Raw genomic sequence first — 26,129 nt, 5'->3', positions numbered from 1 at the left:
GGAGCATTCGGCTTCTGCGACGGTGCCGAGGGCTTTGGTCGGGTCGCCGAAGAGGGCGACGCGGGTCATGCCTTCGGGGTAGCGCAGGGTGGGGGTGGTGACCAGGCCGACGATGATGCCGGCTTTGTTGGCACCGTAGGGGCGTTGGATCGGGGCCAGGCGCCCGGTTTCGTCGAGGTCGTATTCGGTGAAGTGGCCGTCTTCGCCGGTCAGTAGCGGGATCAGCTCGTAGGGGTAGACGGTGCCGCGGGCGCGGGAGCGTTGCACCTTCTGGGTGTATTCGTCGAGTGGTTTGAGCGGTTCGGTGGGTGCCTCGGTCGCTTTCACGACCACACCCGCACCCGACCGATACGAGAACCGCAGCGCGACATCACGAATCGGATCACCGGGGCGTTCCTGCAGTCGGGCGTGCAGCGCGACTTCCTCGAGCCCCGCACCGACGGTGATCGGCGCGATGTGCTTGGCGATCGCCGGAAGTTTCTCCAGCGGCAGGTCGATCAGCGGCCACAGGTACAGAACCACGCGGTTGTTGTCGAAGCGCCGCGGACTGCGCTGCGCCTGTGCGCGACGGATTCCGTCCATGCAGGCAGAAACTGCACGCTCGATGGCAGGCACGGCAACGATGTTGCCGTTCGCATCGTGCTGGACGGACTCGGCCCGTACCTCCGCGAATGCGATGAGGCGCTGGTCGGCAGGATTGTCCTTCGCCGCAAGCTGATACAGGTAGGTGTCGGCCGGCGATGGAATCGGTGTGCCGTCGAAGTTCTTGAGCCGCCACATATCCAGACGCTGCGCCGTGAGCGGGTGCATGTCACGAATGATCCGGTCTTCGACGAGACCGGCGATTTCGCCGTCAACAGCCGTGCGCCGCAACGTAACCTGACGGACGCTGCCGTGTCCCACAACGGTCGTGGTGATTCGCCGCCAAGTGGTCGCGTTCGGGTGTGCGAGCAGCAGTTCGCGCAGGGCATCGACCATCTGATCGCCGTCTTCGGGCGCCTCGTCCCAAGACAGATAGAGGTCGACCGAGACGTTTTCCGCGGTGCTTCCGGCTACCTCGTCGACGGCCTGGAGCGTCGTCGCAAGTTCGGTGACCGACGTCGCGGTGGAGACCAGGTTGATCCTGTCACCTGCCAAGTCGAACACGCCGGTGACCAGCAGACGCTCGTCGCGGTCGTAGGTCTTGACGTCGCGCAACGGATGGATCCGGTAGTACTGCCGCGTCACGACCTCGAGAAGCGCACCTGCGTTCGAAATGCGCTGCGCCAAAAGGTCGATCAGTGGTTCCGAGCAGTCCGCCAGAGCATCGATACGCTGGACGTAGTCTGCTGCGCCGGGGTTCTCGACGAGGTACTGCAGGCCGCCGCGGACGCTGTCGTAGGTCTGTTCGCGAACCGCGCGGATCGCCGGCTCGTCGAAGTACTTGAAGCGAACATTGCGTGCGACGTCGCCGATCACCGCATGCCGAACCTGCGTGGCATCGATCAGTCGGTCGAGTACCTCGGCGACCTCAGCGGTTGGCTCGGGCGCCAAAGATTCGGCAGTGAGCCATCTTTCGAGCAGCCCCGCAATCACGGGCGCCTGATTCTCGACGCGCTGCTGCGAGAGGAACAACCGGTAGACGGCCTCTTCGAGGAGCGGCGTCCGCTCCAGGTCGTTGATGTCGTAGTGGCTGAGGACCCGAGAAAGGCGCTCGCGGAACGAGTTCGGCAGGCCCTGAATGTCGACGTCGAGCGTCTGGAGATACTTGTGGAAGTGCTCGCGGGGACTGTGAATCGCGTCGAGCGTGTCAGTTTCGTCGAGACCCGGCCGGTTGCGCGAGAGTTCGCAGATGTCGGCGAAGGTCGTCAGCAGTCCGAGTTCCGCCTGCACAAGCGCGGGATCGCGGTAGGGGAGCGACTCGCGGAGTGCGTCGTAACCCGCCAGCAGTGCACGACCGCGCACACCGCTGACATCGAAGCCGGTGAGCATCGCCAGCAGCGCGTTCAGGCGTGCCTGTGCCTCGGACAGCGCATCCAGTTCTTGCGCGGGATCAGTCGTGTTGAAGTGCACGCGCGGCGCAGAGGTTGCGGTCGCCGCTTCGCCGATCTGATCGATCCGCAGCAATGGTGCACCGGCGTCGATCTGCGAGTTGACGGCTGCGAGTACTTCGCGGACGCGGCCGGGATACGCGGCGCGGACCGCTGTCTCCATCTTCATGGCCTCGAGGACCACGAGGGTTTGGCCTGCGGCGACCTCGTCACCCGGGGCGACGTTCAAAGCTACGACGACGGCAGGTGCCGGCGCGCGGACCACGCCGGCGTCGTCTTGGCTGATCTGGTGGCTGACCCCGTCGACCTCGACCAGGTAGCCGGCCGGTCGGGCAACCGTGACGACATGGAAGCGCTTACCGCACAGAGTGATTCGACTCTCGAACTCGCCGAGCCGGTCGATGTCGACCTCGTAGTCCCGCGTCTCGGTGTCGATGCGGTAGCGGCGCGGACCGATCTGCCCGATTCCGAGCTCGTAGACCTGGCTCTGGTAGTTGAGCTCGAATGTGCGCCCGATCGAGTGGGTGGCGCGTGGTCGACCACCTCGGGCCGACGCGAGGAATGCCGAGCGCTCACGTGCCTCTTCGGCGTCGTACGCATCTATGGTCGCGGCGATGAGTGCCACGTCCGCGACGGGAGTCGGTCCGTCGCTGGTCCCGGCGCCGGTGCGGTCGAGCCAGCCGGTGTCGGCCTCGCCGGAGATCAGTTCGGGGCGGTCGAGCAGATCGAGCAGGAACGACTTGGTGGTGGTGCCGCCGTGCAGCACGACGGTGGTTTCGCGCAGCGCGGTCCGCAGCCGGGCCAGCGCCTCGGAGCGATCACGGCCCCAGGCGATGACCTTCGCGACCATGGAGTCGTAGTCGGGCGGAATGACGTCGCCCTGGGCGATGCCGGTGTCCACGCGCAGACCGGAACCGAGCGGGAACTTCAGTAGCTGAACGGTGCCTGGCGCCGGGGCGAAGCCGTTGTCGGCGTCTTCGGCGTTGAGCCGGGCCTCGACCGCGTGGCCGAACTCGGGCGGGCATTCGCCTTCCAAGCGGCCGCCGGAAGCGACATGGATCTGCAGCTTGACCAGGTCCAGGCCGGTGGTGGCCTCGGTGATCGGGTGCTCGACCTGCAGGCGGGTGTTGACCTCGAGGAAGGTGAACAGCTGCTGGTCGGGTTGGTACAGGTACTCGACTGTGCCTGCGCCGCGGTATCCGGCCGCGTGGACCAGTTCTGCGGACGCGAACCGGAGGTGATCGGCCTGTTCCTTGGTCAGGACAGGGGAACTGGATTCCTCGATGACCTTCTGGTTCTTGCGCTGGATCGAGCAGTCGCGGACGCCGGGGGCCCACACGTTGCCGTAGTTGTCGGCGATGACCTGCACCTCGACGTGGCGGGCATCGGTCACCAAACGCTCGATGAACACAACCGGGTCGCCGAAGGACCGCTCGGCTTCGCCCTGGGTGCGTTCGAGGGCGAGTTCGAGCTCGTCTTCGGCGTAGACCTTGCGAATGCCGCGGCCACCGCCGCCGGAGCGGGCCTTGATGATGAGGGGGTAGCCGATGGCTTGGGCGTGGCGACGGGCGTCGGCGCGGGTTTCGACGGGACCGCCGGACCAGGGTGCGACCGGGACGCCGACCTTCTCGGCGAGGATCTTGGCTTCGACCTTGTCGCCGAGCAGGCGCATCGCCGCAGCCGTAGGTCCGATGAAGGTGATGTTCAATTTCGCACACAGATCCGCGAACGCAGGATCCTCGGCGACGAAGCCCCAGCCGACCCACACGGCGTCGGCGTTGGCGGCCAGCAGCGCCCGCTCGAGCTCTTTGTGGTCGAGGTAGGGGCTGCCGGTGCCGGTGGCGCGCAGCGTGACGGATTCGTCGGCCTGGCGCACGAACATCGCCCGGCGCTCGGCCTCGGTGTGCAGCGCAATCGTGCGAATGCCCTGGTTGTGCTCGGCGTTCAGCTCTCGGACTGCCCGAATCAGGCGAACTGCTGCTTCGCCGCGGTTGACTATTGCGATCCGTTTGAACATGTCTGCGTCTGCCCCTTGGTCGGTACTCGATGTATCGGCACGGTTTGTGTCTGGCACGGTGGTATCTATCTGCACTGTGTTCATGTGCTCTGCGGCGTTCATGTGCACTGCGGCAGCGGCGAACAATTCCCGTGAGGGAACATCTCGCTGGGTTCGGTGCGAATCTTCGACCGCGCGGCAGTTCGGCGTCGTCGACGATTCAAGGGTGCAGGAATATTTGTCGCATGTCCAACGAAACTCGGCAGTAACAAGAGATATTCGATCATGCCGCGACACAAATGAATTGCGGCGTAAAGCTATTCGAAATCCAAAGGCGCAGAAGATAATTGTCTCATCGCCGGGCGCTTGACAGCTTACTCGTGAGTAGCGTTGCGGCGAAACCTGTTCCGCCTCTTAACTGTTACTCGACGTACCTTTAAATCTGCTGTGAAAATGCCCACTCGACTTGCCGGAACTCGTCGGTAACGCATACGGTTTTGGCTACCGCAGCAGGTGAGTGACACCGAAGTTCTCACGTTTACACGGCCTTCGCAGAGACAAGCGACAGTGCAAACGATCACAGGGGAATCAAGTGAAGAACTATATCGTCACGGGCGGAACAGGTTTCATTGGGCAGCGCGTACTCCGCCGCTTGCTGGAGAAGGATTCCGAAGCTGTCATCCATGTGCTGGTCCGGCCACAGTCGCGCCGCAAGCTCGAGGCAATCGTCTCGAATTGGTCTGGTGCAGAACGCATTATCCCGCTCGTTGGCGATCTGACCGAGGAGAATCTCGGGATCGAGGGCGAGGTTCCAGCGGTACGAAACATCATCCATCTCGGTGCGATCTACGACATGACGGCCGGCGAGGACGCCGCGCATGCGGCCAACGTAATCGGCACCGAGCGTGTCATCGCCCTCGCCAAGCAGACCGGCGCGATGCTCCACCACGTTTCTTCGGTTGCGGTGGCCGGCGACCATCGCGGCACCTACAGTGAGACGGATTTCGATCTGGGACAACGTCTTCCGTCGCCCTACCACCGCACGAAGTTCGCTGCCGAAAAGCTCGTTCGGGAGACCGAAGGCCTGCAGTGGCGCGTGTACCGGCCGGGCGTCGTCGTCGGAGATTCGCAGACCGGTGAGATGGACAAGGTCGACGGACCGTATTACTTCTTCGGTGCAATCTCACGGCTGGCGCAGCTGCCTTCGCCGATGCCGATCGCATATCCGAACGTCGGAGCGACGAACATCGTTCCGGTCGACTATGTCGCCGCGGCGCTGGTCGAACTGGTGCAGTGCGACGGACCCAGCGAGCAGACCTTCCATCTTGTCAACCCGAAGCCCCAGTCGGTGCACGAGATCTACGCCGCGCTCGCGAGTGCGGCAGGGGCACCCAGCATCGTTGTCCCGATACCCGGCGCGCGTCCACCGCTCGAGCGAATCGGCTCACTTCCGGGTGTTAGGAAGGCGCGCGACTTCGCGTTGGATCAGCTCGGAATCCCCAGCGCCGTAATCGATCACATCGCTTTCCCTGCGACGTTCCGGTCGACTGCTACGCGTACGGCACTGCGCGGGGACCGCAGCATCAAGGTTCCCGAATTCGGCACCTACGCCGGCAAGCTGTGGCAATACTGGGCTGCCGAGCTGGACCCCAACCGCCTACGCCGGACAGCAGGCCCCAACGGATTCCGCGACCGCGTCGTCCTCATCACCGGGGCATCTTCCGGCATCGGGCTGGCCTCCGCCCACGCAGTCGCACGTCGCGGCGCGACGGTGCTCATGGTCGCCCGCGGCGCCGAGGAACTCGACGCCGCTGTAGACGCGATCCGCGCAGAAGGTGGCGATGCGCATGGTTATGCCTGCGACATCACCGACCACGAGGCAGTGTCGGTCCTGGTCAAGACTCTGCTCAATGATCATGGTCGGGTCGACTATCTGGTCAACAATGCCGGACGATCCATTCGCCGGGCAGTCGTGAGTTCGACCGATCGCATGCACGACTTCGAGCGGACGATGGCGGTCAACTATTTCGGTGCGGTCAGGTTGGTCCTCGCACTCCTGCCGTCGATGCGTGCACGCGGCTTCGGCCACATCGTCAACGTGTCGTCCATCGGTGTACAGACGAAGGCGCCACTGTTCTCGGCGTACGTCGCGAGCAAGTCGGCGCTCGATGCGTTCAGCACGATCGCCGCAGCTGAAAATGTTTCTGCTGGAATCACTTTCACGTCGATTCGGATGCCTTTGGTGCGCACGCCGATGATCGCACCGACGGCGGCCTACCAGTCGCTGCCGGTCGACACGCCGGAGGACGCCGCGGTCCGCGTGCTGCGGGCGCTGGAAGATCGTCCCGATCGAATCGATACTCCGATCGGCACGCTGTCCGACTACATGGGCCTGCTTGCGCCGAGCGTGAAAAAGCTGGTCCTGCATCAGGTTTACAAGGCATTCCCGGAATCGTCGGCGGCGAAGGACGGATCCCGGAGCGAGAAGCCCAAGCCGTCGTCCTCTTCCAACTCCATTGCGGCAAAGGTGCTCTCGCCGTTGATGGCCATGCCGACACCGAGTCTCGGCTTGGCCAAGTGGGTACCCGGCCTGTACTGGTGATCGCAGTCTGTTTACGTGATCGCTTCTGAGAGAGGATCGTTCATGCGTCGAACTGCTGTCCTCGTCTCCGGGGAATGGGCAGAAGTGCAGCTCGGCAAGCCCGGCGTCGTATTCGTCGCCGTCGACGACGACCGGTCGGCATACGACTCGGGCCACCTGCCGGGTGCTGTGTGGTTGGGTTGGAGCAACCTGAGCGATCTGACGTCGGCCGCCGCCTCCGGGTTCGCGTCGTTGCTGTCGGCGACCGGTATCCGTAACGACGATACGGTCGTTCTGTACGGAGAGGTCGGCAATCGCGTTGCAGCGTATGCGTATTGGTGCTTCAAGCTGTACGGTCACGAGGACGTCCGGCTGCTCGCGGGCGGGCGGAAGAAGTGGCAGGCGGACGCGCGCCCGGTGGACTCGCACAGCGTGAGCCGGCCGCCGACCCACTACCTGACTTCCGACGACGATGCGTCGACGACCGCGTTTCGCGATGACCTTCTCGGCGGCATCGGAACCGCGTGTCTCGACAGCCGGTCGCTCGAAGAGTTCATCGCAGACCGGACGCCGCGGCATTTCATCGGCTGACGTTCAGCCCCGGCCAAGTATCTCTAGGGTCCGCGGGTCAGCCTCCCCGTCGAAGTACTTCTGCAGGACCGCGAGGAAGACGGCGTTGTCGGTCGATGCCTGCGCAAACAACGTCATGGACGAGCGCAGCTTCAGATTGTCGGGAAAGCCGAGGATCCTGTCGATGCTGCGGCCTTCGACGTCGCTGATCAGCTGTGCGCATTCGCGAAGGCGAGCCCCGAGGACCGGATGTGCGAGATAGGCACGGGCCTCGTCGAGGTCCGCGATCGCAAAACGCTGCGCAATGGGGGAGTGTCCCAGCCCTGCGATCTGCGGAAACACGAACCACATCCAATGCGTGCGTTTGTCGCCGGCCCGCAGCTCTGCAAGAACCGTGTTGTACACGGTCGATTGCGCGTCGACGAAGCGGTCCAGCGCCGTCACCGGCACGGCGAAATGTCTTCGACGTAGGCGGTGATGTATCGGTGGTTGTGCAGAAGTGAGGTCGACGTCTGCAGCCGGGCCCAGATGGTCGACCCGTCGCCGCGGGTGAGCCTGCAGACGGTGAATCGGCCGGACGCGTCGGTCAGCTGTATCGCGTCGTCACCGAACGCTTCGGGGAGGTCGGGTGACCAGTCGCGGATGTCGTTGCCGACCAACGCCTCCGCCTCTACCCCGAGTAGGTCGGTGAAGGCGCGATTCGCCCACGCGACCGGCGCGTCGGTGCCTACTCGCTCGACGATCAGCGCTGGCAACGGCACTAATTCGAGGAACGTGTGGTTCGTCTGCGCGCTTCCGAAATCGAGCGACATCTTTGGCTCTACCTCCATCGCCGTGCCTCGCCGGATGGAGCATTGGAGCTGATGTGAAAGGCCACCGATGATCCACCATCGCGGGCTGTCGACTCAACCTGTATGGGGAGGATACGACGGGCCCGATTACTTGTCGATGAGTGGCGGCAAAGTATTACCGGCGATCTACAGGTGGGTCTTTCCGAGCCTTGATCGGGCCAGTCGCGGCCGGCGGTAGGAAGAGATTTCCGCGCAGGCTGCCGCGCGCGGTTCGGACGGCGACGAGAATCCAGGTGCTCAACAGACCGGCGTAGGCGACGACCGCGGCGACCTCGAACGCGGGCAGTCCGGTGTGCACGGCGAGCTGGGTGGTTCCTGTTACGAAGGTGCCGACGGGGAAGGTCAGGCTCCACCAGGTGAGGGCGAACGGCATACCGCGGCGCGCGGTTCGGACGGTCAGTGCTGTCGCAATGCCGATCCACAGGACCGCGAACCCCCAGATCGGCACGCCGTAGAGAATCGAGAAGACCGCCATCCCGTCGGCTAGATCAGGCTCGACCGAGATCGCAGCCTGGGTGCCGAGAAGGCCTGCCGCGGTGATGGATTGGCCGAGTGGTCCCAGCACGATCCACAGGGTCGGCACTCGTGCCGTACCGGATGTACCGAAGTGTGCGAGGCGACTCCAGACCATCGTGATGACGATGATCGACGCGAGCAGGGACAAACCGAACATCGCGTAGCAGCCGTAGAGCATCGTCTCCCGGCCGGTGCCCGGCTCGATATGCGGAATCAGCAGGGCGCCGGTGGCGGCGGACACCATCGGGGGGACGATCGGCATGAGCCATCCGCCGAACGCTGCGTCGGGCTCGACGTTGATCTGGGTGAACATCAAATACGGGATTGTCATCGCGGTGAACAACCCACCGACGGTGCCGGCACTCCAGAGCACCCAGTCGAGGTTGACGGCGGCTCGTTCGCCGATCAGGTCTTTGCCGATCAGCACCGACCCTGCACCGACGGTGAGCAGCGCCATCGGAGCCGCGCCGTAGAAGTGCGCCATCTGCGGGTTGTATGCATGACTTCGCGCCACCGTCGGATGCCGGAACCAGTGTGCGGCAACCGCGATAATCAGAACGGCAAGCAGTACCGCGGCAAGCACCCAGACCACGCGAGCAAACACGTGCAACCCCGGAATATGGAGCGGCAGCGTTGCGCCGGCGGTCGCGACGATGCCGGTACCCATCACCGACGCGAACCAGTTGGGGCCGAGATGGCCCAGAACCTGGCCGGGGGATTGCAGCGAGGACAACAACCAGGGCAGATTTGCCGGTTCGGTTCTGGCGGCGCTATCGGTGCGAGGAGTAGCCATGTCGTCACATTCAGCAGACGTGGGCGGTGCGGTCGAGGAAAGACGTTACGCCGCAGTGGCGTCGGGCGGTGCGGTCACTGGACCACTGATGGAAAACGCCGCCGCGGTCGGCCATAGTGGCGATATGGCCAGTGACAATTCGATGACGGCCTGGCAGGTCGAGCGGCCGGGACCGATGCGTACCAGCCCTCTCGTTCGGGTTCGCATCGAACGACCGGTACCCGCGCCGGACGAGATTCTCGTGCGGGTCCGAGCGTGCGGTGTGTGCCGAACCGATCTGCACGTCACCGAAGGCGACTTGCCACCACACCGCCCGCGCGTCGTGCCGGGCCACGAGGTCGTCGGCGAAGTCGTAGCACTCGGACACGAGGCCGGCACCGAGTTTTCGCTTGGCGACCGCGTCGGCATCGCTTGGTTGCGGACCACCTGTGGCGTCTGCAAGTTCTGTGCGCGTGGTGCGGAGAACCTGTGCCCTGATTCGCGGTACACGGGGTGGGACGAGGACGGCGGATATGCCGAATATGCAACTGTGCCAGCTGCATTCGCGCACCGGCTGCCGGATGGCTACACCGACTCGGAGCTCGCGCCCATGCTGTGTGCGGGCATCATCGGCTACCGCTCACTGGTCCGGGCGCAACTGCCGCCCGGTGGTCGGCTCGGCATCTACGGCTTCGGCGGCAGCGCGCACATCACGGCGCAGGTAGCGCTCGCACAGGGCGCCGAGGTCCATGTGATGACTCGCGGCGAGAAGGCCCGCTTGCTTGCACTCGGGCTCGGCGCGACATCCGCGCAGGGCGCCACGGATCGTCCGCCTGTGCCACTCGATTCGGCGATACTCTTCGCTCCCGTGGGCGATCTGGTCTTGCCGGCATTGGAGGCGCTGGACCGTGGTGGAACGCTCGCGATCGCGGGCATCCATCTTTCGGATATTCCGCCGCTCGACTACAAACGGCACCTGTTCCAGGAGCGGGAAGTCCGCTCGGTCAGCTCGAACACGAGGGTCGATGCCAAGGACTTCCTCGCTTTCATAGACGGAAATCGGATCGAGGTGACGACGCCGGAATATGCCCTTGCCGATGCCGACCGCGCCCTGACGGATCTTGCAGAGGGCAGCGTGTCCGGCGCCGCTGTCCTGCTGACTTGACGCCCGCCAATTTGGTCCCGCATTCTCGTCCTTCTGTCGGTAATCTTGTGTAACGATTTGCGGACAACTTGATCCGCGGGGTCCAGCGGTGAGGGCTGGGAGAGCTGGTTGGAGCGGTGTGGGATGGTGAATCAGGAAGTTAGTGGCGTCGAAGCAGGTAGTGGCATCGACGCCGAGCAAACAAGTGGCTGGACGGATAGCGCCATGCCGGCGATCATGGCCGAGTTGGCGCGCCGCCTACATAGCGATCAGAACGACTACGAGTCCACACTCGCAACGATCTGCGAATCCGCAAAGGAGGGAGTCCCCGGCGCGCAAGATGCGGGGATAACACTGCGCATCGGACGCGACGAACTCGATTCCCGCGGTGCGACCGGCGACCTACCCGCCGCAATCGACCGCCTGCAAGAGCTCCTGAAGGAAGGTCCCTGCGTCGACGCTGCCTTCGGGGAGCCGGTAGTCCGGGTGGACGACATGAGTATCGAGACCCGCTGGCCCAAGTTCGGTCCAGCCGCAGCCGAGGCCGGGGTCGGCAGCATGTTGAGTTACCAACTGTGGGTCGAAGACGTCCATCTGGGCGCTTTGAACCTCTATTCGAAACAGCTTTCGGCGTTCGATGCGTCCTCGGACGCGATCGCCGAACCGCTGGCCGCACATGCCTCTGTCGCGATCTCCAGTGCGAAAAGAGAAAAACAGCTGAAGGAAGCACTTGTCACGAGGGATGTGATCGGGCAAGCGAAAGGCATGCTCATGGAGCGTTATTCGATCACTCCCGAGGCGGCGTTCGACCTGCTGACGAAGCTCTCGCAAGAGACGAATCTCAAGCTGCGCGACATCTCCGCGCGCCTCATCGAGCAACCTCGCGGCTGATCGGTGTTTTGGTTCCGTCTGATCGGGTAACCGCCGCACAGATCATCCTCGTGCCCGGGCGCTTGGGCGATTTAGGGCACGTCGGTTCAAACCTGACAGCCGACGTGTCCGCCTGCGGGTAGCTGTTCAAACCGCTGGTGCACGGTCAGCAACAAGTGGTCGAAGTTGTTCCGCAAGGACTCGAGCATGTCGACCCCGCAGGCCACGTCGCGCACGATCTGGTCCGCGAGTGACCGGAAGGAGGTGCGCTCACGATGACCCATTTCGGGTACACCCTGATGACCGAGCAAAGTGGGCCGAAAGAACTGGTTCGATACGCAGCCGGGGCTGAGGCAGCTGGTTTCGACTATGCAGTCAGCAGTGACCACTACTCCCCGTGGCTGACGTCGCAAGGCCACGCGCCCTATGCGTGGGCGGTGCTCGGCGCGGTGGCTCAGGCAACCACGCGAATCGAGCTGATGAGCTACGTAACGTGTCCGACGATGCGTTATCACCCCGCAGTGGTCGCGCAGAAGGCCGCGACCGTACAGATTTTGAGCGACGGCCGGTTCACGCTCGGGGTCGGCAGCGGCGAGAATCTCAACGAGCACGTCGTCGGCAGGGGCTGGCCTGGTGTCGATGCGCGTCAAGAGATGCTCGTCGAGGCGATCCAGATCATTCGCGAACTGCACGGCGGAGGCTTGGTGGGTTGGCAGGGCGAGTACTTTCGTGTCGATTCAGCTCGCCTCTGGGACCTTCCTGAGGTGCCGATGCCCATTGCGGTCGCAGTGTCGGGGGAGAAGTCCGTCGACCGATTCGCCCCACATGCGGACCATATGATTGCCGTGGCACCGGAGAAGCCGCTCGTCGACGCCTGGCGCCATGCGCGCCGACCCGCCACAGGACTGCCGAGCTCGCGTGTCATCGGTCAAGTGCCGATCAGCTGGGATCCCGATCGCGACAAGGCAATCCAACGCGCGCACGACCAGTTCCGTTGGTTCGCCGGCGGCTGGCAGGTAAATGCGGACCTCCCGACCCCTGCCGGTTTCGCCGGTGCAACCCAGTTCGTCCGACTCGAGGATGTCGCCGACAGTATTGCGTGTGGTCCAGACCTCGACGCGATCGTCGAGTCTGTCCGTGCCTACTGGGATGCCGGATTCACCGACATCGCGATGGTCCAGATCGGTGACGAGACGCAGGAGGCCTTTCTTCGCGAAGCCGCCGAGCCGCTACTGGAAAAGTTGCGGGCTGCCGCGGGCTGAAGCGCTACCGTCGGCTTGCGTGTCGGCGTTGGAAGTTGCCCGTCGGCACGTGTCATGGCATAACATTCGTCTCCGGTCCAGCAGCGCGGCCATGTCTTCTGGCATCTCCGACGACGGGGTAGCGCAATGGATTTTTTCGCCGCCGAGATTCGACCCGACGGTGTATACGAACGAATTTCGCTGCACGGCGAACTCGATCTCGCGTCGGCTCCCGAACTTGTTGCGCGCGTCGAGGACTACGCGGTCGGTGGGCGCGATCTGCTGTTCGACCTGTCCGGTCTGACGTTCTTCGGATGCGCTGGTATTTCTGCGTTGTTGCAACTGCGCGCGTGGGCGCAGGACGCGGGTGGCTCGCTTCGAGTAACGGCGACGACCCCGCCGATTCGCAAAGCACTCGAGTTGACCGGTGTCGATCGAATCCTGCTGCTGTCGGACGGTTCACAAAGATCTGGCGCAGACTAGCGCCGCGCAAGGAGCGGAATACGGCCGCCCGCCAACACTGCTTCGACCTGGCGTTCGGAGAGCCGATGCCGCAGCGGGTACTTCTCGTCCTTGGTTGTGTTGTGCACTTCCGCGTCCGGTCCGCCCGGGAGTAAGTCGCGCAAGCCGTCCAGCACCAGCGTGTCGTCCTCGTCGATCCGGTCGTAGTCGTCGGCGTTCGTGAACTCGAGTGCAAGAACGCCGAAGTTGGCGAGATTCTGCCAATGGATGCGGGCGAACGATTTGGCGATGACCGCGTGCAAACCCAGATAGCGCGGCGTGATCGCGGCGTGCTCCCGCGACGAGCCCTGGCCATAGTTCTCACCTGCGACGATGACGTGTCCGGTCGACTCGGCAATCTTCTTGGCTCGCTCCGGATAGTCCTCGCTCACCTGGGTGTAAGTGAATTCCGCAAGCTTGGGAATGTTCGAGCGGAACGGTAATGCGCGTGCGCCCGCAGGCGAGATTTCGTCGGTGGAAATGTCGTCGCCGACCTTGAGCAGGACGGGTGCTTCGATGCGGTCGGGCAGCGGCTCGAAATCGGGCAGCGCGGAGATGTTCGGCCCCCTGACCAATTCCTCGGACTGTGCTTCGTCGGCCTCGAGCGGCGCGACGAGCATGTCGGTGTTGACGGTCGATTCCTCGGGTAGGTCGAGTTCGGGGTACTCGACGCCGACCTTCTCCGGTAGGTCGCGGGGATCGGTGATGACTCCGGTCAAAGCCGCTGCGGCTGCGGTCTCGGGAGAACACAGCCACACCGAATCCTCTTTGGTCCCAGAGCGACCCGGGAAGTTGCGTGGAAAGGTCCGTAGCGAGTTCGCGCCCGCCGCGGGCGCCTGGCCCATGCCGATACACCCCATACAGCCGGCCTGGTGGATACGAGCACCCGCCGAAATGAGGTCCAGCGTGGCCCCCATCTTCGTGAGGTCGGCAAAGATTTCGCGCGAACTCGGGTTCACGTCGAAGCTCACGGCGTCGCCGGTCTGCCTGCCCTTGACGATCGCCGCGGCGATCGCGAAGTCTCGGAGGCCGGGGTTGGCCGACGAACCGATGACGACCTGGCTCACGGGTTCGCCGGCGACCTCGCGAACCGGAACGACGTTGCCCGGCGACGACGGCTTCGCGATCAGCGGCTCCAACGCCGACAGATCGATCTCGTCGGTTACGTCGTAGTCGGCATCCTCCGCGACGAGTTCGCTGAAATCGTCTTCGCGTCCCTCGGCGCGGAGAAATTCGCGAACTGCGTCGTCGGCGGGAAACACGCTCGCCGTGGCGCCGAGCTCGGCGCCCATGTTTGCGATCACGTGGCGGTCCATCGCGGTCAGGCTCGCAAGGCCGGGTCCGTGATATTCGATAATCCGGTTGAGGCCACCTTTCACCCCATGTCGCCGCAGCATCTCCAGGATGACGTCCTTGGCTGAAACCCATTGCGGTAGTTCGCCTTCGAGTCTGATTCCCCAGATTTCGGGCATTCGAAGATAGAGCGGCTCGCCGGCGATCCCGCTCGCCACTTCGAGCCCGCCGACGCCGATCGCCAGCATGCCGAGTGAGCCGCCGGCGCACGTGTGTGAGTCGGAACCGATCAGCGTCTTGCCCGGTTTACCGAACCGTTTCATGTGCGTCGGATGGGACACGCCGTTTCCAGGTTTGGAGAACCACAATCCGTAGCGGCGGCAGGCCGAACGCAAGAAGGCGTGATCTTCCGCGTTCTTCTCATCTGCCTGCAGCAGGTTGTGGTCGACGTACTGCACGCTGACTTCGGTTTGTGCACGGTCGAGGTTCATTGCCTCGAGTTCCTGCATGACCAGCGTGCCAGTGGCGTCTTGAGTCAGGGTTTGGTCCACTCGAATGGCGATTTCTTCGCCGGGGGTCATTTCGCCTGACTCCAGATGCCGGGAAATCAACTCTTTGGCTACCGGATCTTTCACGGCAATAGGGTGCCCGCCCGGCAGTCGTCTGAAACCGTGTAGGGCAACTGGTCGGGTGTCCACCTATTTCCGCAGATGAGAGGCCCAAAACACCCACCGGACAGGGGAATCGGTTATACGCTCGTGATGCGGGTTGAGAAACCAGCCCAGTCACGTCCATAATCCAACACGGTCGGTCGGGGGCCATTCGGATGCAACTGTTGGCAGGACCAGCGGCACGTTTTCGCGGAGCCGCGCACGGAGTCCATTTTTCGCTGAGTGTGGAATCGGCTCTGGTGCCGATTCGGGAAGGCACGACACGTGCCAAGGCCTGGCGGCCACCGAAAGTTGGTATTCTGCAGCGCTTTTGGCGTCGAAACAGCGACTGGAGCTACTTGACGGCCGCGTTCGTGCCCGTGGTGGGGATCATCGCGGTCGGCTTGTACTTACTCGCGGGGTCGATGCCCTAGCGCAATCGCGCAAGTGCGACCACCTCGAACAGTGGCTAGGCCTGGTCGGCGGGAAGCTCCGTAGGGGCAACGACACCGTCCGATCTCGTTCGGATTCAATCACGGAGCTCATCCATTTGAATGCGATGTTCGAGCACATCCCGAGCTACGTCCAGCAGGGGCCTGTTCTGGCTGAATGCGTGCGCACGCAGTCGGACGAAGGCGTCGTCCAGGGTTATTCGCAGGCGCGCGGCGAGCATTCCGGTGGCCACATTCACGTCCTGGTACGAACCTTCCGGACGGATCCATTCCGCACCCGTCAGGTCGGCGCGATCTGCCTGCTGCAGGAGGGCGAGCGTGATGAGGTCGGCGAATACAGCAGCGTCGGCGACCGTTCGAGAAGACAAGCCGCCAACGCGACGCCGGTACAAATCCAGGGTGCCGAGTCGGATGCCGCCCAACTGCAGGGGGAAAGCGAAAGCTGCAGCAGCGCCACTTGCTGCCGCAGCATCGGAAAACCCCGGCAGCGTGCTTCGTCGACGCTGAGGTCGTTCACCAAAACGGGCCCACCTGCTGTGAAAGCATCGATCCCGGGGCCTTCGCCCAGTGAATACTGCAGGTCGTCGAGAGCTGCGGCCCAGGCTTCACTCGCGCCGAGCATGTCTTGCGCACGTGCGGTTGCGCGCAAGGTGAGGGCCGCAGCGTCTATTCCGCTGAGTAGTTCGACGCACGCTGCGCAGACTGTCTCAGCCCAATTTTCCTGTCCGGGAACACCTGTGCCCTGTGAAACTGCTCGCCACAATTGTTCCCGTCGCCGCCCGTCCACAACCTCCCTCGACCGCTGATCGACCAGCAAACGAAAGCCGTGACTGCAATTTCGGTGCACAGCCGACGCGCCGCTCAGCTCTCAGAATAGGCATGCAGGTTCGGGAACGGCGGTGTTCGCGGCCGAACAGCGACGCGGTGAGTCGAGCGCCGGTGCCGCCGGCGATCTACTGCGAGATCGCGAGTTCGTCGGCTCCTTCCGACCCGCATGCAGCGCCGCGAAGCGACGCTATCGCTGCTCCAGTCGACTCGAACGCCGGGAAGCGACTTTCGAGTTCGGTGGCGCGCAACAGACACCGGACTGCGCGGCTTGTTACGAGTGCCCAGCCTTCGCCCACTCCGCCGCAATGCGCATCCATGGCGAACAGCACCGAAAGGCCATCTGTACCAATGAAATCGACGGCGCTGAAATCGAGGACGTACTTCCGTCCTTCGACCAGTTGGCAATCGAGGAAGCTGCGGACCGACGGTGTCGTCGACAGATCGAGTTCACCACGGACGGCAATCAGCACCAGAGCTGAACTTATTCGTTCGGCCCGAAAGGTCGCGAGTTCAGCGGGGTCGACATCGAGAAAGCTACTGCGGGAGGTGTAAGTACTTCGGACACTGAAACGTTCGATCGGAATATCTTTGTACAAGTTCGCCACCTATTTCGTTCACTGCAGATCGTGAACTGGGAACGCGGCCGGATTTCCGGCACTTCGTCGAATTGCTGGCCAAACAAACCGGGAGTTCAGCCCTGGAATCAAACGTATCCCCAGTGGCTGTGTGCTCAACCTATCCAGCATTCTACGCCCTGCAGAGTCTGCGCCGCACTACTACGGATCGCCCGTAGGTAACATTGGCGCAGCAGGCGGATATCGCTGGAGGAGTGACGTGACGAGCACACACATCTGGATCCTCGGGTCTTACCAGTCGGATTTCGCACGCAACTACACGCGCGAAGGATGCGATTTTTCGGACCTGACGCGCGAAGTCGTCGACGGCACGCTGACGTCTGCAGGGCAAGGTCCGGACGCGGTCGGCGTCGTGCATGTCGGTAATGCATTCGGGCAGTTGTTCACGGGACAGGGCCATCTCGGTGCCATGCCGGCCACCGTCGAACCGGCACTGTGGGGTGTGCCCGCCGCACGGCACGAAGCCGCGTGCGCATCCGGGAGTATCGCGATACTCGCAGCGATGGCCGATCTGAAGTCCGGCCACTACGACACAGCGCTTGTCCTCGGGCTCGAGTTGGAGAAGACCGTCCCCGGCGACGACGCGGCGGGTCACCTCGGAGCAGCGGCCTGGGTCGGGCACGAGGGCGGCGACGCAAAGTTTATGTGGCCCTACATGTTCGACAAGGTCGCCGAAGAATATGATCGTCGTTTCGGGCTCGACGACGCCCACCTGCATAGCATCGCACAGACCAATTTCGCCAACGCGAAGCGAAATCCGTTGGCTCAGACGCGCGGTTGGACCGTCGGCGATCTGGCGAACAGCGACGACGCGTCCAACCCGGTGATCGAGGGCCGGATTCGCAGATACGACTGCAGCCAGGTCACCGACGGCGCCGCCGGGGTCATGCTCGCGACGGACTCCTACGTTGCTGCGCACCCCGAACTCGCCGACCGCGCCCTGGGGGTCATCACCGGCTGGGGGCACAGAACGGTCGGGTTGGGGCTCGAGCAGAAGTTTGCGCGTGATTGCGGCAATCCGTACGTGATGCCGCATGTCCGCGACGCGGTGCAGGATGCGTTCGACCGGGCAGGAACCGATCTCGACGGCGTGGCTGGGCTGGAAACGCACGACTGCTTCACACCGAGTGAGTACCTCGCGATCGATCACATCGGGCTGACAGGTCCGGGGGAGTCGTGGAAGGCGATCGAGAACGGCGATATCGAAATCGGCGGCGTCTTCCCGATTAACCCGAGCGGCGGACTGATCGGTGGCGGGCATCCGGTCGGCGCAAGTGGTATCCGCATGGTCGCGGACGCAGCCAAGCAGGTGAGCGGAACTGCAGGCGACTACCAGGTAGAGGGCGCGCGTCGCTTCGCGACGTTGAATTTCGGAGGTAGCACCGCGACAACGGTCAGCTTCGTGGTGGAGGCAACGCCGTCGGCTTGATCCGGTCGCGCCTTTCCAGCTGATCGGCGACGAAGGTCGCGGTCAGGGCATGCCAGTACTTCGGATTCGACAGCATGTAGTGGCCGGCGCCGTCGATGCCCAACCAGGTTGCAGCGACCCCGCGCAGATGCGCTGCTTCCACTTGGGTGCGGGACGCAATCGGGTCGGTCCACGTGTCCGCGGTGCCGTGCACGACGAACAACCCGCAATTTTCCGGTACCCGGTCGGCGTCCTGATCAGGCCACCAAGGCGCCAGTGCGGCAACGGCACTCACCGCCGGATCGGTGCTGAGATGGACCGCGACGCGGCCGCCCATCGAATGGCCGACAAGCACGATGGGCACATTCGGGCAGCGTGCCTTTGCCCTCTCGACCGCCCTCTTGGCGTCGTGGACAGCGTCGAGAGTGGGCTTGTTCCAGCCGCGGCGCCGGTACCGAACGCGTTCGACGACAACCGTCCTGCCCAATTTGCGACGCAAGGAACGTGCCACGAACACCATTCGGAGATTCGCCGCGTGCCAGGGACGTGAGCGCAGCGTGCTCTCGGGCTTACCGCCCGGCAGCACCAACACATAGCCTCTGATCGCAGTCGTCATACTTCGCGTTCGGAGCCGGACCGTCGACCGGACGGGTCCGCGTCAGCGAACTGCCGACAGAACCCCGGCAGCCGGGTCTTTCCGCACACGCGACGGCCGCGGACCCTCGAAGCCTGCAGTCGAATGCGGGCGCAGCACCGATGCCGACGCGTCGAGGACACGTCCCACGGTCGAGTGGTGCAGCGCGAGCTCACGTGCGATCTGGGTCTTGGACAGTTCGAGCTCGTATCGCAGTTGCAGGATTTTGGTGACCTCGTCGAAGGGTCGGGTGGTCAGCTGCTGGCGTTCCATCTCGGCAGCGACCCGGCGCCAGTTGTCCGACGTCTCGGGCTCCGGAGCGGAATGCTTGCCGTCTGCGGGCGGTTCGTCGGCGACTTGTTCGGCAGTCGGTTCGGCGGCGGGTACGGGGGTCGGTTCCTCTTCCGGCAGAACAGGATCCGCAGCGAGGACGTCGGCGCCGGCGACCACAACGAGGTCCGGTGTCTGGACCCGCAGCCGGGACAGAACAGCTATCCCGTGGGTCGCCGCGAGGAGCGAAATCGGAGCGACGGTTGCGATGGCGGCAGCCAACGCCGGCGGTAGAGCAGCATCTGCGGCGACGAACGCGTGGAGTGCGTTCGACGCGACGCTGATGAGGGCAGAAACCGCGAGCACGCCCCAGAAGAATCGGCGCCCGCGGCGCTGGTCATCGTAGGGCGCCAGCGCGACGACCGAAATCGTTGCCTGCAGGATCGTGCCGTCCACGACGACGGGCCACATCCAGGACAACTCGTGGGGCAGCCCTGCCATCGTCGCGAGATCCCACAGGACCGAGAACGACAGGACGAAGCTGGCGCAGACGATCACGACGGTGATCGCGACGGCTGCGACGAGGGTGCGCCGTAGTACGGCGGAGGAGGGCGCTGGGGTGGCAGTGGCTGGGGTGTCGACGGGTGTGGTCAACGGTCTGTCCTCACGGGTTTGTGATCGATACGCGCTCGATCGTTCTCGCGTCGTGACCTCCCGCGATGCAGACACGCCGCGGGCGTGTGCGCCGCGCCGACGACACGCCGCGGGTAGCTCAGGCGGTCGGTCCAGTCCTCACCCGGGGGTGAACGACGCCGCAAGGCGCCGTTCGGTCAGGCGTCGTAGTCCAGTTGGAGTTCGGCGGTGGCCGCGTGTGTCTGGCAGGTCAGGATGAAGCCCGCTTCGACTTCGTCATCGGTCAACGTGTGGTTCTCCAGCATCGGCGTCGCCTGGCCGGAGCAGACCTTCGCCCGGCACATGCCGCACACAGCTTCGCGGCACGACCACGGAATGTCTTGACCCGTCCGAAGCGCCGCGTCGAGGAGCAGTTCGCCGTCCTCGAGCCGAATAGTCTCGTCCGCACCCTCGAAGCTGAAGCGCAGCTGCGCGCCAGTCGCGGCATCGGCGGGTGCGGCCTTGGTGGCGGTCTTGCCGGGTGCCGAAGCGCCGATCGTGTTGAACAGCTCGAGATGGATCGTCGAACTCGCTACGTCGTTCGCGCGCAATGTATCTCGCGCTGCCTCGGTCATGGGTGCGGGCCCGCAGAGGAACCAGTGCGCCACATCGCTCGATGACGCGACCGCAGCGAGCCGGTCGGCGTCGATTCGCCCGTTGGCGAAGGCGCCGCCGCTGTGTCCGCCCTCCTCGAGGACGTGCAGGATCGACAGTCGATCCGAATACAGCCGCTCGAGATCGGCGAGCTCGTCGAAGAACATCACCGAATCGCGGTCGCGGTTCGCGTACAACAGGGTGAATCGGCTGCCGGGCTCCTCTTCGAGCACGCTGGTGAGGATCGACAGGATCGGCGTGATGCCGCTGCCGCCCGCGACGCCGACGTAATGGTGGGTGTTGATCGCATCGAGTTCGGTGTAGAACCGACCGGCCGGCGGTACGACGTCGACTTCGTCGCCGGCCGTCAGGGTGTCCACGACATAGGTGGAGAACGCTCCGCCAGGCACCTTTTTCACGCCGACTCGCAGGGTCTGCGCGGACACGGGGGAGCAGACGGAATAGCTTCGGCGCAGGCGCTCGCCACCGACGAGGGCTTCGATGGTGATGTGCTGGCCCTGCACGTAGCGGTAGGTCTCCGCCAAATCGTCTGGGACGCTGAATGTTACGGCAACACTATCGCTGGTGAGCTTCTGAATGTCAGCGACGGTGAGGCGGTGCACGCTCTTCGACGACTCAGGTTTCGTTCGCGGCCGCTCCGACGGTGCCAGCGGGTCACCGATCAATCCCCAGGGGAGAAACCCGGTCGCGCGGCGCAAGGCCTGCACGGGAGACGAGTCGGTGATGGTGCGGATCGGGTCGGTCAGGTCGCTGATGCTCAGTCCGAGGGCACTTTTCGAGTCGGCACTCGAGGAACTCGGTGCCTTCGGCTTTTTCGGCTTCTTCGGTGTCTTGCCGGGTCCGCGTCCGATTCCGGCCACCGTGCCGCGGTTGAGCTTGTGCAGGCCCGGGATGTTCGTAAGGACCGCCGCGGCCGCCTTCAGCGCAGCCGCGGTACCGGTGTCGACGCCCTTGCCGATCACGCCGCGATCCACGTCGGCGTCCGTCATCAGATAGCTCGCGCGCCACAGGCCCGCGGCCGGACCGCCGATGAGGTTGTTCTCGCCGAGGAACTCGACGACCTTCTTGCCCCAGTCGGCGCGGGTCTGGTGGACATGCGGATTGTTCGCGGCTGCCTTGAGTGCCTTCTTCGTGTCGAGTCCGACCGCCGCATAGACGCCGGGACTGATGAGCGACTCGACGATCATGAAGCCGACCAGAGCGCACAGTGTCTGCTGGGCAAGCAGTTCCGCAGGATCCATGCCCTGCTTCATCATGTCCGCGATCTGTTCGCGGGCAAAGCGGATATGGCGGGCCTCTTCGGTCACATGGATCTGACTGACGCGCCGGACCAGGGGTTCCACCGTGTCGTCGATCATCATTTCGCGTTGTGCTTCGTCGAGAATTTCCTCGGCGACCAGGATTCCGGCGTAGGAGCTCGGTCCCGAGGTGAGGGTCTTGAAGACGCGGCCCAGTTCGTTGAACACCTTGGAGTGCCGATGCGCCGGCATCCCGGTCCGCGCAAGGGCTTTGCCGAACATGATCGAGTGGTGACACTCGTCCGCGATCTCCGTCAGCGCCCAATGCATATGCGCGGTGCGAGGGTCGAGGTCGTAGGCGCCGCGCAGAACGAGTTGCATCAAGATCATTTCGAACCAGATGCCGGAGCTGGCAATGCTCGCACTTTCGTGGCGCGTCAACTCGATTCGCTGTTCCGGAGTCATCTCCTCCCACAGGTCGGTCCCATACAGGGTCGACCGGTTCAGCGGCAGAAACGGCGCGTCCGCGACGAGCGGTGCTTCCCAATCGATATCGGTCCACGGATCGAAGGATTGCTTTATCGACGACTTCAGGAGCCGGTTGGAAATTTTCTCGGCGGCCTCGAAGCGGTCGTCCAATACGCCGGTCATGGCTAACCTCCGACACACTTCGGTGGGTGATCTAGGTCACAGGAGCCTAGCACCGCGCCATTGGGCGCTAGCCGGTTTCGCCCTCCTCGCGTAGTCGCGGTTCGGTGCGCATTTCGGGGTTGATTCCCAGCTTGTCGGCATAGAACTCGCGGATTCGGTTCATGTCGTCAGTGACATTGCCGGTCGGTGTGAAGATCGGTCCCACCCCGACCGTGCGGGTCGGTCCGTCGATGAAGCCGAGCGCGATCGGCAAGCCCGTTTGCGCAGAGATGCGGTAGAAGCCCGACTTCCAGTACTCGGCTTTGCTGCGCGTGCCCTCGGCAGCGATTGCGAGACAGAAGTTCTCGTTGCCCTCGGCGTGTGCGAGCAACTCCCGCACGGTCTCGCCCGGGTTCTTGCGGTCGATCGGGATGCTGCCCGTCGACTTCAACAGCGGTCCGAACGGTCCCTTGAAGTGTTCCTTCTTCACCATGATCGTCGGCTGGGTGCTCTGGCTCCAGCTCATCAGGATCGTCGCGACCCAGTCCCAGTTGGACGTGTGCGGAGCGCCGACGAGTATGCCCTTCTGTGGCACTGTTCCCGTCACATTCCAGCGCGCTGCCCGAAGGGCGGCGCGAGCGATCGATCTGCGGACGAGGAATCGTCGATTCATTTCCGAAACGCTAGCTCATCTGCGCCGACCAGCGGCATCACACCGCGGCCGTGACCGCGCGGATTCGCGGAAAAGGCCGTGCTTCCTCGAATTCGTACGCCATTTCGAGCAGGGTGCGCTCGTCGCCGCGCGCGGCCGACAAGTGGATGGAGCCAGGCAGATTGCCGGCCGTCATGCCGCTCGGCAGGGTGATGGCGGGACCGCCGCCGACGTTGTTCAACGGCGTGAAGGCGACGTAGCGCTGCAGCCGGACGAACAGTTCGTCGAACGGTACTTCGGGACTCAGGTAGCCGATCTCAGGTGCCGGGTGGCTCAGCGTCGGGCTGAGAACGACGTCGAGATTGCTGAACGTGTCATCGTAGATCTGGGTGGCCGCCCGCAACCTCCGCAGCGTTGCCACGGTCCGAAAAGAGTTGCGGGTCCACATCTTCGCGAGTCCGCGGGTGACCGGATCGAGCCGGCGGGGATCGAAATCGAAGCCGTGCCGAAGCTGGGCCGACGCAGACATCAGGACTGCGAGCATTCCCCAGTAGAGCTTGAAATCTGTTGCGAACTGGGACCCAACGGGCGGCTCGATCGCACGGACGGAATGGCCGAGATCGGCGAACATATCGGCGCAAACATTCGTGACGGCAACAGTTTCCGGGTCCAGGGCGTCACCGGTTGCATGCGAGGTGATGACACCGATCCGCAGCCGCCGCTTGGCGGCACCTTCGACGAGTCCGACTGCGGGCAGCTCGCGATTGTGGTACGTGCGTTCCATTGCCGCGAGGTGATGAGCGGTGTCGCGCACCGACCGGCTGACGATTCCCTCGCCGACCAGGTTCACCGGCAGCTGCCGAACGCCGGGCTGATCGAGAAGGCGTGCCCGAGTCGGCTTCAAGCCCACCAGACCGTTGACGGCCGCCGGTATCCGAATCGAACCGCCCCCGTCGTTCGCGTGCGCAACTGGTACCGCACCGGAGGCCACGAGGGCCGCCGCTCCACCCGACGACGCACCGGCCGAGCGGTCGACGTTCCATGGATTGCGAGTCGGCGGTCGGTCGATGTACTCGGTGCTGGCGGTCAAGCCGAACTCGGGCAGTGTCGACTTGCCGAGTATCGCGTAGCCCTGCTGCAAGAACTGCTCTGCGGGCGGACTGTTCTTTTTCGCAGGCCGGACCTTGAACGCAGCCGAGCCGAAACAGGTTGGCAGACCCACAACATCGTTGTTGTCCTTGACGAATGACGGCACACCCGAAAACGGGCCTGTCGTGTGCGGTCCCGCAGCCGCAACCCGCGCGCGCTCGAAGGCTGCGTAGGCAATGGCGTTGATGTGGGGATTCACTCGTTCGACCCGGTCGATGGCCGCATCGATCACCTCGATCCTGCTGACCTCGCCGGACCGGATTGCCGCCGCGATCCCGACCGCGTCGAGATCGCCGAGCGCGTCGTCGCCGAACGCGTGCACGGTCTTGCCCATAGCGCAGCTCCTTTGCTGACTGGCGACGCTTGCGCCGACATTTACCTACGCAGACGACTCCACAATAAGTTCATCGCAGGTCGGTCATTCGGGGCGGAGGGTCGAGAAGTTCATCGCAGGTCGGTCATTCGGGGCGGAGGGTCGAGCGCGTCGAGAATCGTGCGACGCAACCGTGGCGGCGGCGCTGTGGCGCCGGCGATCGCAAGCAGCGCCATGATGTCGTGCACGTCATCGACGACTTTCGCGAAAGCGCGGCGGACCTCGTCGTCGACGAACGCGAGCCGGCGTGCGATCTGGTCCCTTTCGGAATCGCCGATCGCGTCGAGTGCGTACGGATATGCGAGCGCGATGAGGTCGCGCCCGTCGTCGAAGGGCCGGACCTGAGATAGGTCACTCATAGCTGGTCATGTCGCCTTACGATCGGTGACCTGTCGAGTCACGACGAAGACTTTCGCGCGGCCCGTCTAGCACTGTGGATTCGGTGCTGACGGCTGGATGGATGGCACAGTTCTGCGGCGCGGGAATTCGATTCAGGTTGTGGCGATCTCATTCGATCCGTTCGCCTACCTGCCCCGAATCCCCTCCCGACACATCACCGATCACTCTTCGATCCAAACATCATCAAGGAGCTTTTACATGCGCATCGTGAACCGCACCATCGCAACTGCGAGCATCGCGGCAGTGGCACTTGTCGGGTTGTCGGCCTGTTCGAGCGACGACAGCTCCTCTTCGTCCAATAGCGAGAGCAGCGCGACGACGGCTGCGGCGATGACGAGCGAGTCTGCAGATCCCGCCGCCGATCTGGTCGGCGCCGGCTGCGCCGGGTACGCCAGCCAGGTGCCCAGCGGCGCCGGCTCGGTCTCGGGCATGGCCCAGGACCCGGTAACAGTCGCCGCGTCGAACAACCCGCTGCTCACGACGCTCGTCGCCGCGGTATCCGGACAGCTCAACCCCGGAGTGAACTTGGTCGACACCCTCAACGGTGGCGAGTTCACAGTGTTCGCGCCGGTCGACGACGCCTTCAAGAAGGTCGATCCCGCGACGATCGAAACGCTGAAGACCGACGCGCCGCTGCTGACCAAGATCCTCACCTACCACGTGGTTCCGGGACAGATCGCGCCCGACGCGATCGCCGGTGAGCACGCGACGGTCGAGGGTGGAAAGGTCACGGTCTCCGGATCGGGCGACAACCTGAAGGTCAACGATTCGACAGTGATCTGCGGCGGCGTCCACACCGCCAACGCGACCGTGTACCTCATCGACACGGTCCTCACCCCGGCGAGCTGATCACACCGGAACAACAGTGGATTCGACAGCGAGCACCCACCGGCCGACCAGCCGGTGGGTGCTCGTTTTTCCGTGGGACGTTCCTGCGGCGGAAGACGTCCCCCGCGACCGTGACAGGATCCTCGAATCTTGGTTCGCGGCAGTCCTTTTGCTCGCCTGTGCAGGATCGTTCGTGCATGGCGGATTCCTGGTGCTGACCGCCGCCGTGCTGGTGCTCGCACAGCGGCGGTTCAAGCTCCTGCGCCGTCAGCCGCGCGCCGGGCAGTTGTAGTCAGCGCGAGGGCAGTTGTAGTCAGCGCCGGGGCAGTGA

The 26,129-nt window shown here is 64.1% G+C and carries 22 protein-coding genes; 9 read left to right on the top strand and 13 right to left on the bottom strand.

Going from position 1 to position 26,129, the window contains the following annotated elements:
• On the bottom strand, positions 1 to 4,047 hold a 4,047-nt coding region (locus JGU72_RS30240; RefSeq protein ID WP_199688011.1), incomplete at its 3' end, for an ATP-binding protein.
• A gap of 571 nt (positions 4,048 to 4,618) precedes the next feature.
• Between JGU72_RS30240 and JGU72_RS30235 the strand changes: the two genes are divergently transcribed.
• Positions 4,619 to 6,628 carry an SDR family oxidoreductase gene (locus tag JGU72_RS30235; RefSeq protein ID WP_199688010.1) on the top strand — a complete coding sequence of 670 codons (2,010 nt, stop codon included), beginning with the start codon at positions 4,619 to 4,621 and terminating at the stop codon, positions 6,626 to 6,628.
• A gap of 42 nt (positions 6,629 to 6,670) precedes the next feature.
• Entirely contained in the window at positions 6,671 to 7,198 is a 528-nt protein-coding gene (locus JGU72_RS30230) for a sulfurtransferase (protein WP_199688009.1), read from the top strand.
• Between the two features lie 3 nt (positions 7,199 to 7,201).
• Here JGU72_RS30230 and JGU72_RS30225 read toward each other — a convergent pair whose 3' ends face one another.
• From JGU72_RS30225 to JGU72_RS30215, 3 genes are all read right to left on the bottom strand, one after another.
• Positions 7,202 to 7,627, bottom strand: a complete 426-nt coding sequence (locus JGU72_RS30225) for a DUF1810 domain-containing protein (RefSeq protein WP_199688008.1) — start codon at positions 7,625 to 7,627, stop codon at positions 7,202 to 7,204.
• A complete protein-coding gene (locus JGU72_RS30220; RefSeq protein ID WP_199688007.1) occupies positions 7,618 to 8,007 on the bottom strand; it encodes a PAS domain S-box protein in 390 nt (129 codons plus the stop codon). Before JGU72_RS30220 ends, JGU72_RS30225 begins: the two co-directional genes overlap by 10 nt.
• Positions 8,008 to 8,143: 136 nt before the next feature.
• Positions 8,144 to 9,337, bottom strand: a complete 1,194-nt coding sequence (locus JGU72_RS30215) for a TDT family transporter (RefSeq protein WP_199688006.1) — start codon at positions 9,335 to 9,337, stop codon at positions 8,144 to 8,146.
• Between the two features lie 124 nt (positions 9,338 to 9,461).
• Here JGU72_RS30215 and JGU72_RS30210 point away from each other — a divergent pair, with 124 nt between their 5' ends.
• The 4 genes from JGU72_RS30210 to JGU72_RS30195 all read left to right on the top strand — a co-directional run bounded on the left by JGU72_RS30210 (position 9,462) and on the right by JGU72_RS30195 (position 13,054).
• Entirely contained in the window at positions 9,462 to 10,481 is a 1,020-nt protein-coding gene (locus tag JGU72_RS30210; RefSeq protein WP_199688014.1) for a zinc-binding alcohol dehydrogenase family protein, read from the top strand.
• 126 nt (positions 10,482 to 10,607) lie between these two features.
• Positions 10,608 to 11,351: a GAF and ANTAR domain-containing protein gene (locus JGU72_RS30205; protein WP_199688005.1), complete on the top strand. Its 744-nt coding sequence runs from the start codon at positions 10,608 to 10,610 to the stop codon at positions 11,349 to 11,351.
• A 254-nt stretch (positions 11,352 to 11,605) separates the two neighbouring features.
• A complete protein-coding gene (locus JGU72_RS30200; RefSeq protein WP_199688004.1) occupies positions 11,606 to 12,592 on the top strand; it encodes an LLM class F420-dependent oxidoreductase in 987 nt (328 codons plus the stop codon).
• A gap of 126 nt (positions 12,593 to 12,718) precedes the next feature.
• Positions 12,719 to 13,054, top strand: a complete 336-nt coding sequence (locus tag JGU72_RS30195; protein ID WP_199688003.1) for an STAS domain-containing protein — start codon at positions 12,719 to 12,721, stop codon at positions 13,052 to 13,054.
• Here the strand turns inward: JGU72_RS30195 and JGU72_RS30190 are convergent.
• The 3 genes from JGU72_RS30190 to JGU72_RS30180 all read right to left on the bottom strand — a co-directional run bounded on the left by JGU72_RS30190 (position 13,051) and on the right by JGU72_RS30180 (position 16,900).
• The gene (locus tag JGU72_RS30190; protein ID WP_199688002.1) at positions 13,051 to 15,000 is read right to left on the bottom strand and encodes an aconitate hydratase; all 1,950 of its coding nucleotides are present in this window, start codon (positions 14,998 to 15,000) and stop codon (positions 13,051 to 13,053) included. The two genes, JGU72_RS30195 and JGU72_RS30190, sit on opposite strands and share 4 nt — an antisense overlap.
• Before the next feature lie 544 nt (positions 15,001 to 15,544).
• Entirely contained in the window at positions 15,545 to 15,835 is a 291-nt protein-coding gene (locus tag JGU72_RS30945) for an ANTAR domain-containing protein (RefSeq protein ID WP_233533241.1), read from the bottom strand.
• A gap of 585 nt (positions 15,836 to 16,420) precedes the next feature.
• Positions 16,421 to 16,900: an STAS domain-containing protein gene (locus tag JGU72_RS30180; protein WP_199688001.1), complete on the bottom strand. Its 480-nt coding sequence runs from the start codon at positions 16,898 to 16,900 to the stop codon at positions 16,421 to 16,423.
• 229 nt (positions 16,901 to 17,129) lie between these two features.
• Here JGU72_RS30180 and JGU72_RS30175 point away from each other — a divergent pair, with 229 nt between their 5' ends.
• On the top strand, positions 17,130 to 18,359 hold the full coding sequence (locus JGU72_RS30175; RefSeq protein ID WP_307828674.1) for an acetyl-CoA acetyltransferase: 1,230 nt from the start codon (positions 17,130 to 17,132) through the stop codon (positions 18,357 to 18,359).
• Here JGU72_RS30175 and JGU72_RS30170 read toward each other — a convergent pair.
• The 6 genes from JGU72_RS30170 to JGU72_RS30145 all read right to left on the bottom strand — a co-directional run bounded on the left by JGU72_RS30170 (position 18,325) and on the right by JGU72_RS30145 (position 24,930).
• Positions 18,325 to 18,954, bottom strand: a complete 630-nt coding sequence (locus JGU72_RS30170; RefSeq protein WP_199688000.1) for an alpha/beta hydrolase — start codon at positions 18,952 to 18,954, stop codon at positions 18,325 to 18,327. The two genes, JGU72_RS30175 and JGU72_RS30170, sit on opposite strands and share 35 nt — an antisense overlap.
• Before the next feature lie 42 nt (positions 18,955 to 18,996).
• Positions 18,997 to 19,896: a DUF2637 domain-containing protein gene (locus JGU72_RS30165; RefSeq protein ID WP_199687999.1), complete on the bottom strand. Its 900-nt coding sequence runs from the start codon at positions 19,894 to 19,896 to the stop codon at positions 18,997 to 18,999.
• A gap of 176 nt (positions 19,897 to 20,072) precedes the next feature.
• Positions 20,073 to 22,418, bottom strand: coding sequence for a diiron oxygenase (locus JGU72_RS30160; protein WP_199687998.1), 2,346 nt, complete (start codon positions 22,416 to 22,418; stop codon positions 20,073 to 20,075).
• A gap of 67 nt (positions 22,419 to 22,485) precedes the next feature.
• Positions 22,486 to 23,070: a 1-acyl-sn-glycerol-3-phosphate acyltransferase gene (locus JGU72_RS30155; protein WP_199687997.1), complete on the bottom strand. Its 585-nt coding sequence runs from the start codon at positions 23,068 to 23,070 to the stop codon at positions 22,486 to 22,488.
• Between the two features lie 37 nt (positions 23,071 to 23,107).
• Entirely contained in the window at positions 23,108 to 24,532 is a 1,425-nt protein-coding gene (locus JGU72_RS30150) for an amidase (protein WP_199687996.1), read from the bottom strand.
• Between the two features lie 110 nt (positions 24,533 to 24,642).
• Positions 24,643 to 24,930 carry an RskA family anti-sigma factor gene (locus JGU72_RS30145; protein ID WP_199687995.1) on the bottom strand — a complete coding sequence of 96 codons (288 nt, stop codon included), beginning with the start codon at positions 24,928 to 24,930 and terminating at the stop codon, positions 24,643 to 24,645.
• Between the two features lie 238 nt (positions 24,931 to 25,168).
• Here JGU72_RS30145 and JGU72_RS30140 point away from each other — a divergent pair, with 238 nt between their 5' ends.
• Positions 25,169 to 25,819 carry a fasciclin domain-containing protein gene (locus JGU72_RS30140; protein ID WP_199687994.1) on the top strand — a complete coding sequence of 217 codons (651 nt, stop codon included), beginning with the start codon at positions 25,169 to 25,171 and terminating at the stop codon, positions 25,817 to 25,819.
• Positions 25,820 to 25,835: 16 nt separating this feature from the next.
• Positions 25,836 to 26,090 carry a hypothetical protein gene (locus JGU72_RS30135; protein WP_199687993.1) on the top strand — a complete coding sequence of 85 codons (255 nt, stop codon included), beginning with the start codon at positions 25,836 to 25,838 and terminating at the stop codon, positions 26,088 to 26,090.
• Positions 26,091 to 26,129 lie beyond the last annotated feature (39 nt).

The organism is Antrihabitans auranticaus, assembly GCF_016481275.1.
Classification (GTDB): domain Bacteria; phylum Actinomycetota; class Actinomycetes; order Mycobacteriales; family Mycobacteriaceae; genus Antrihabitans.
This window is presented reverse-complemented; position numbering and strand designations above follow the sequence as displayed.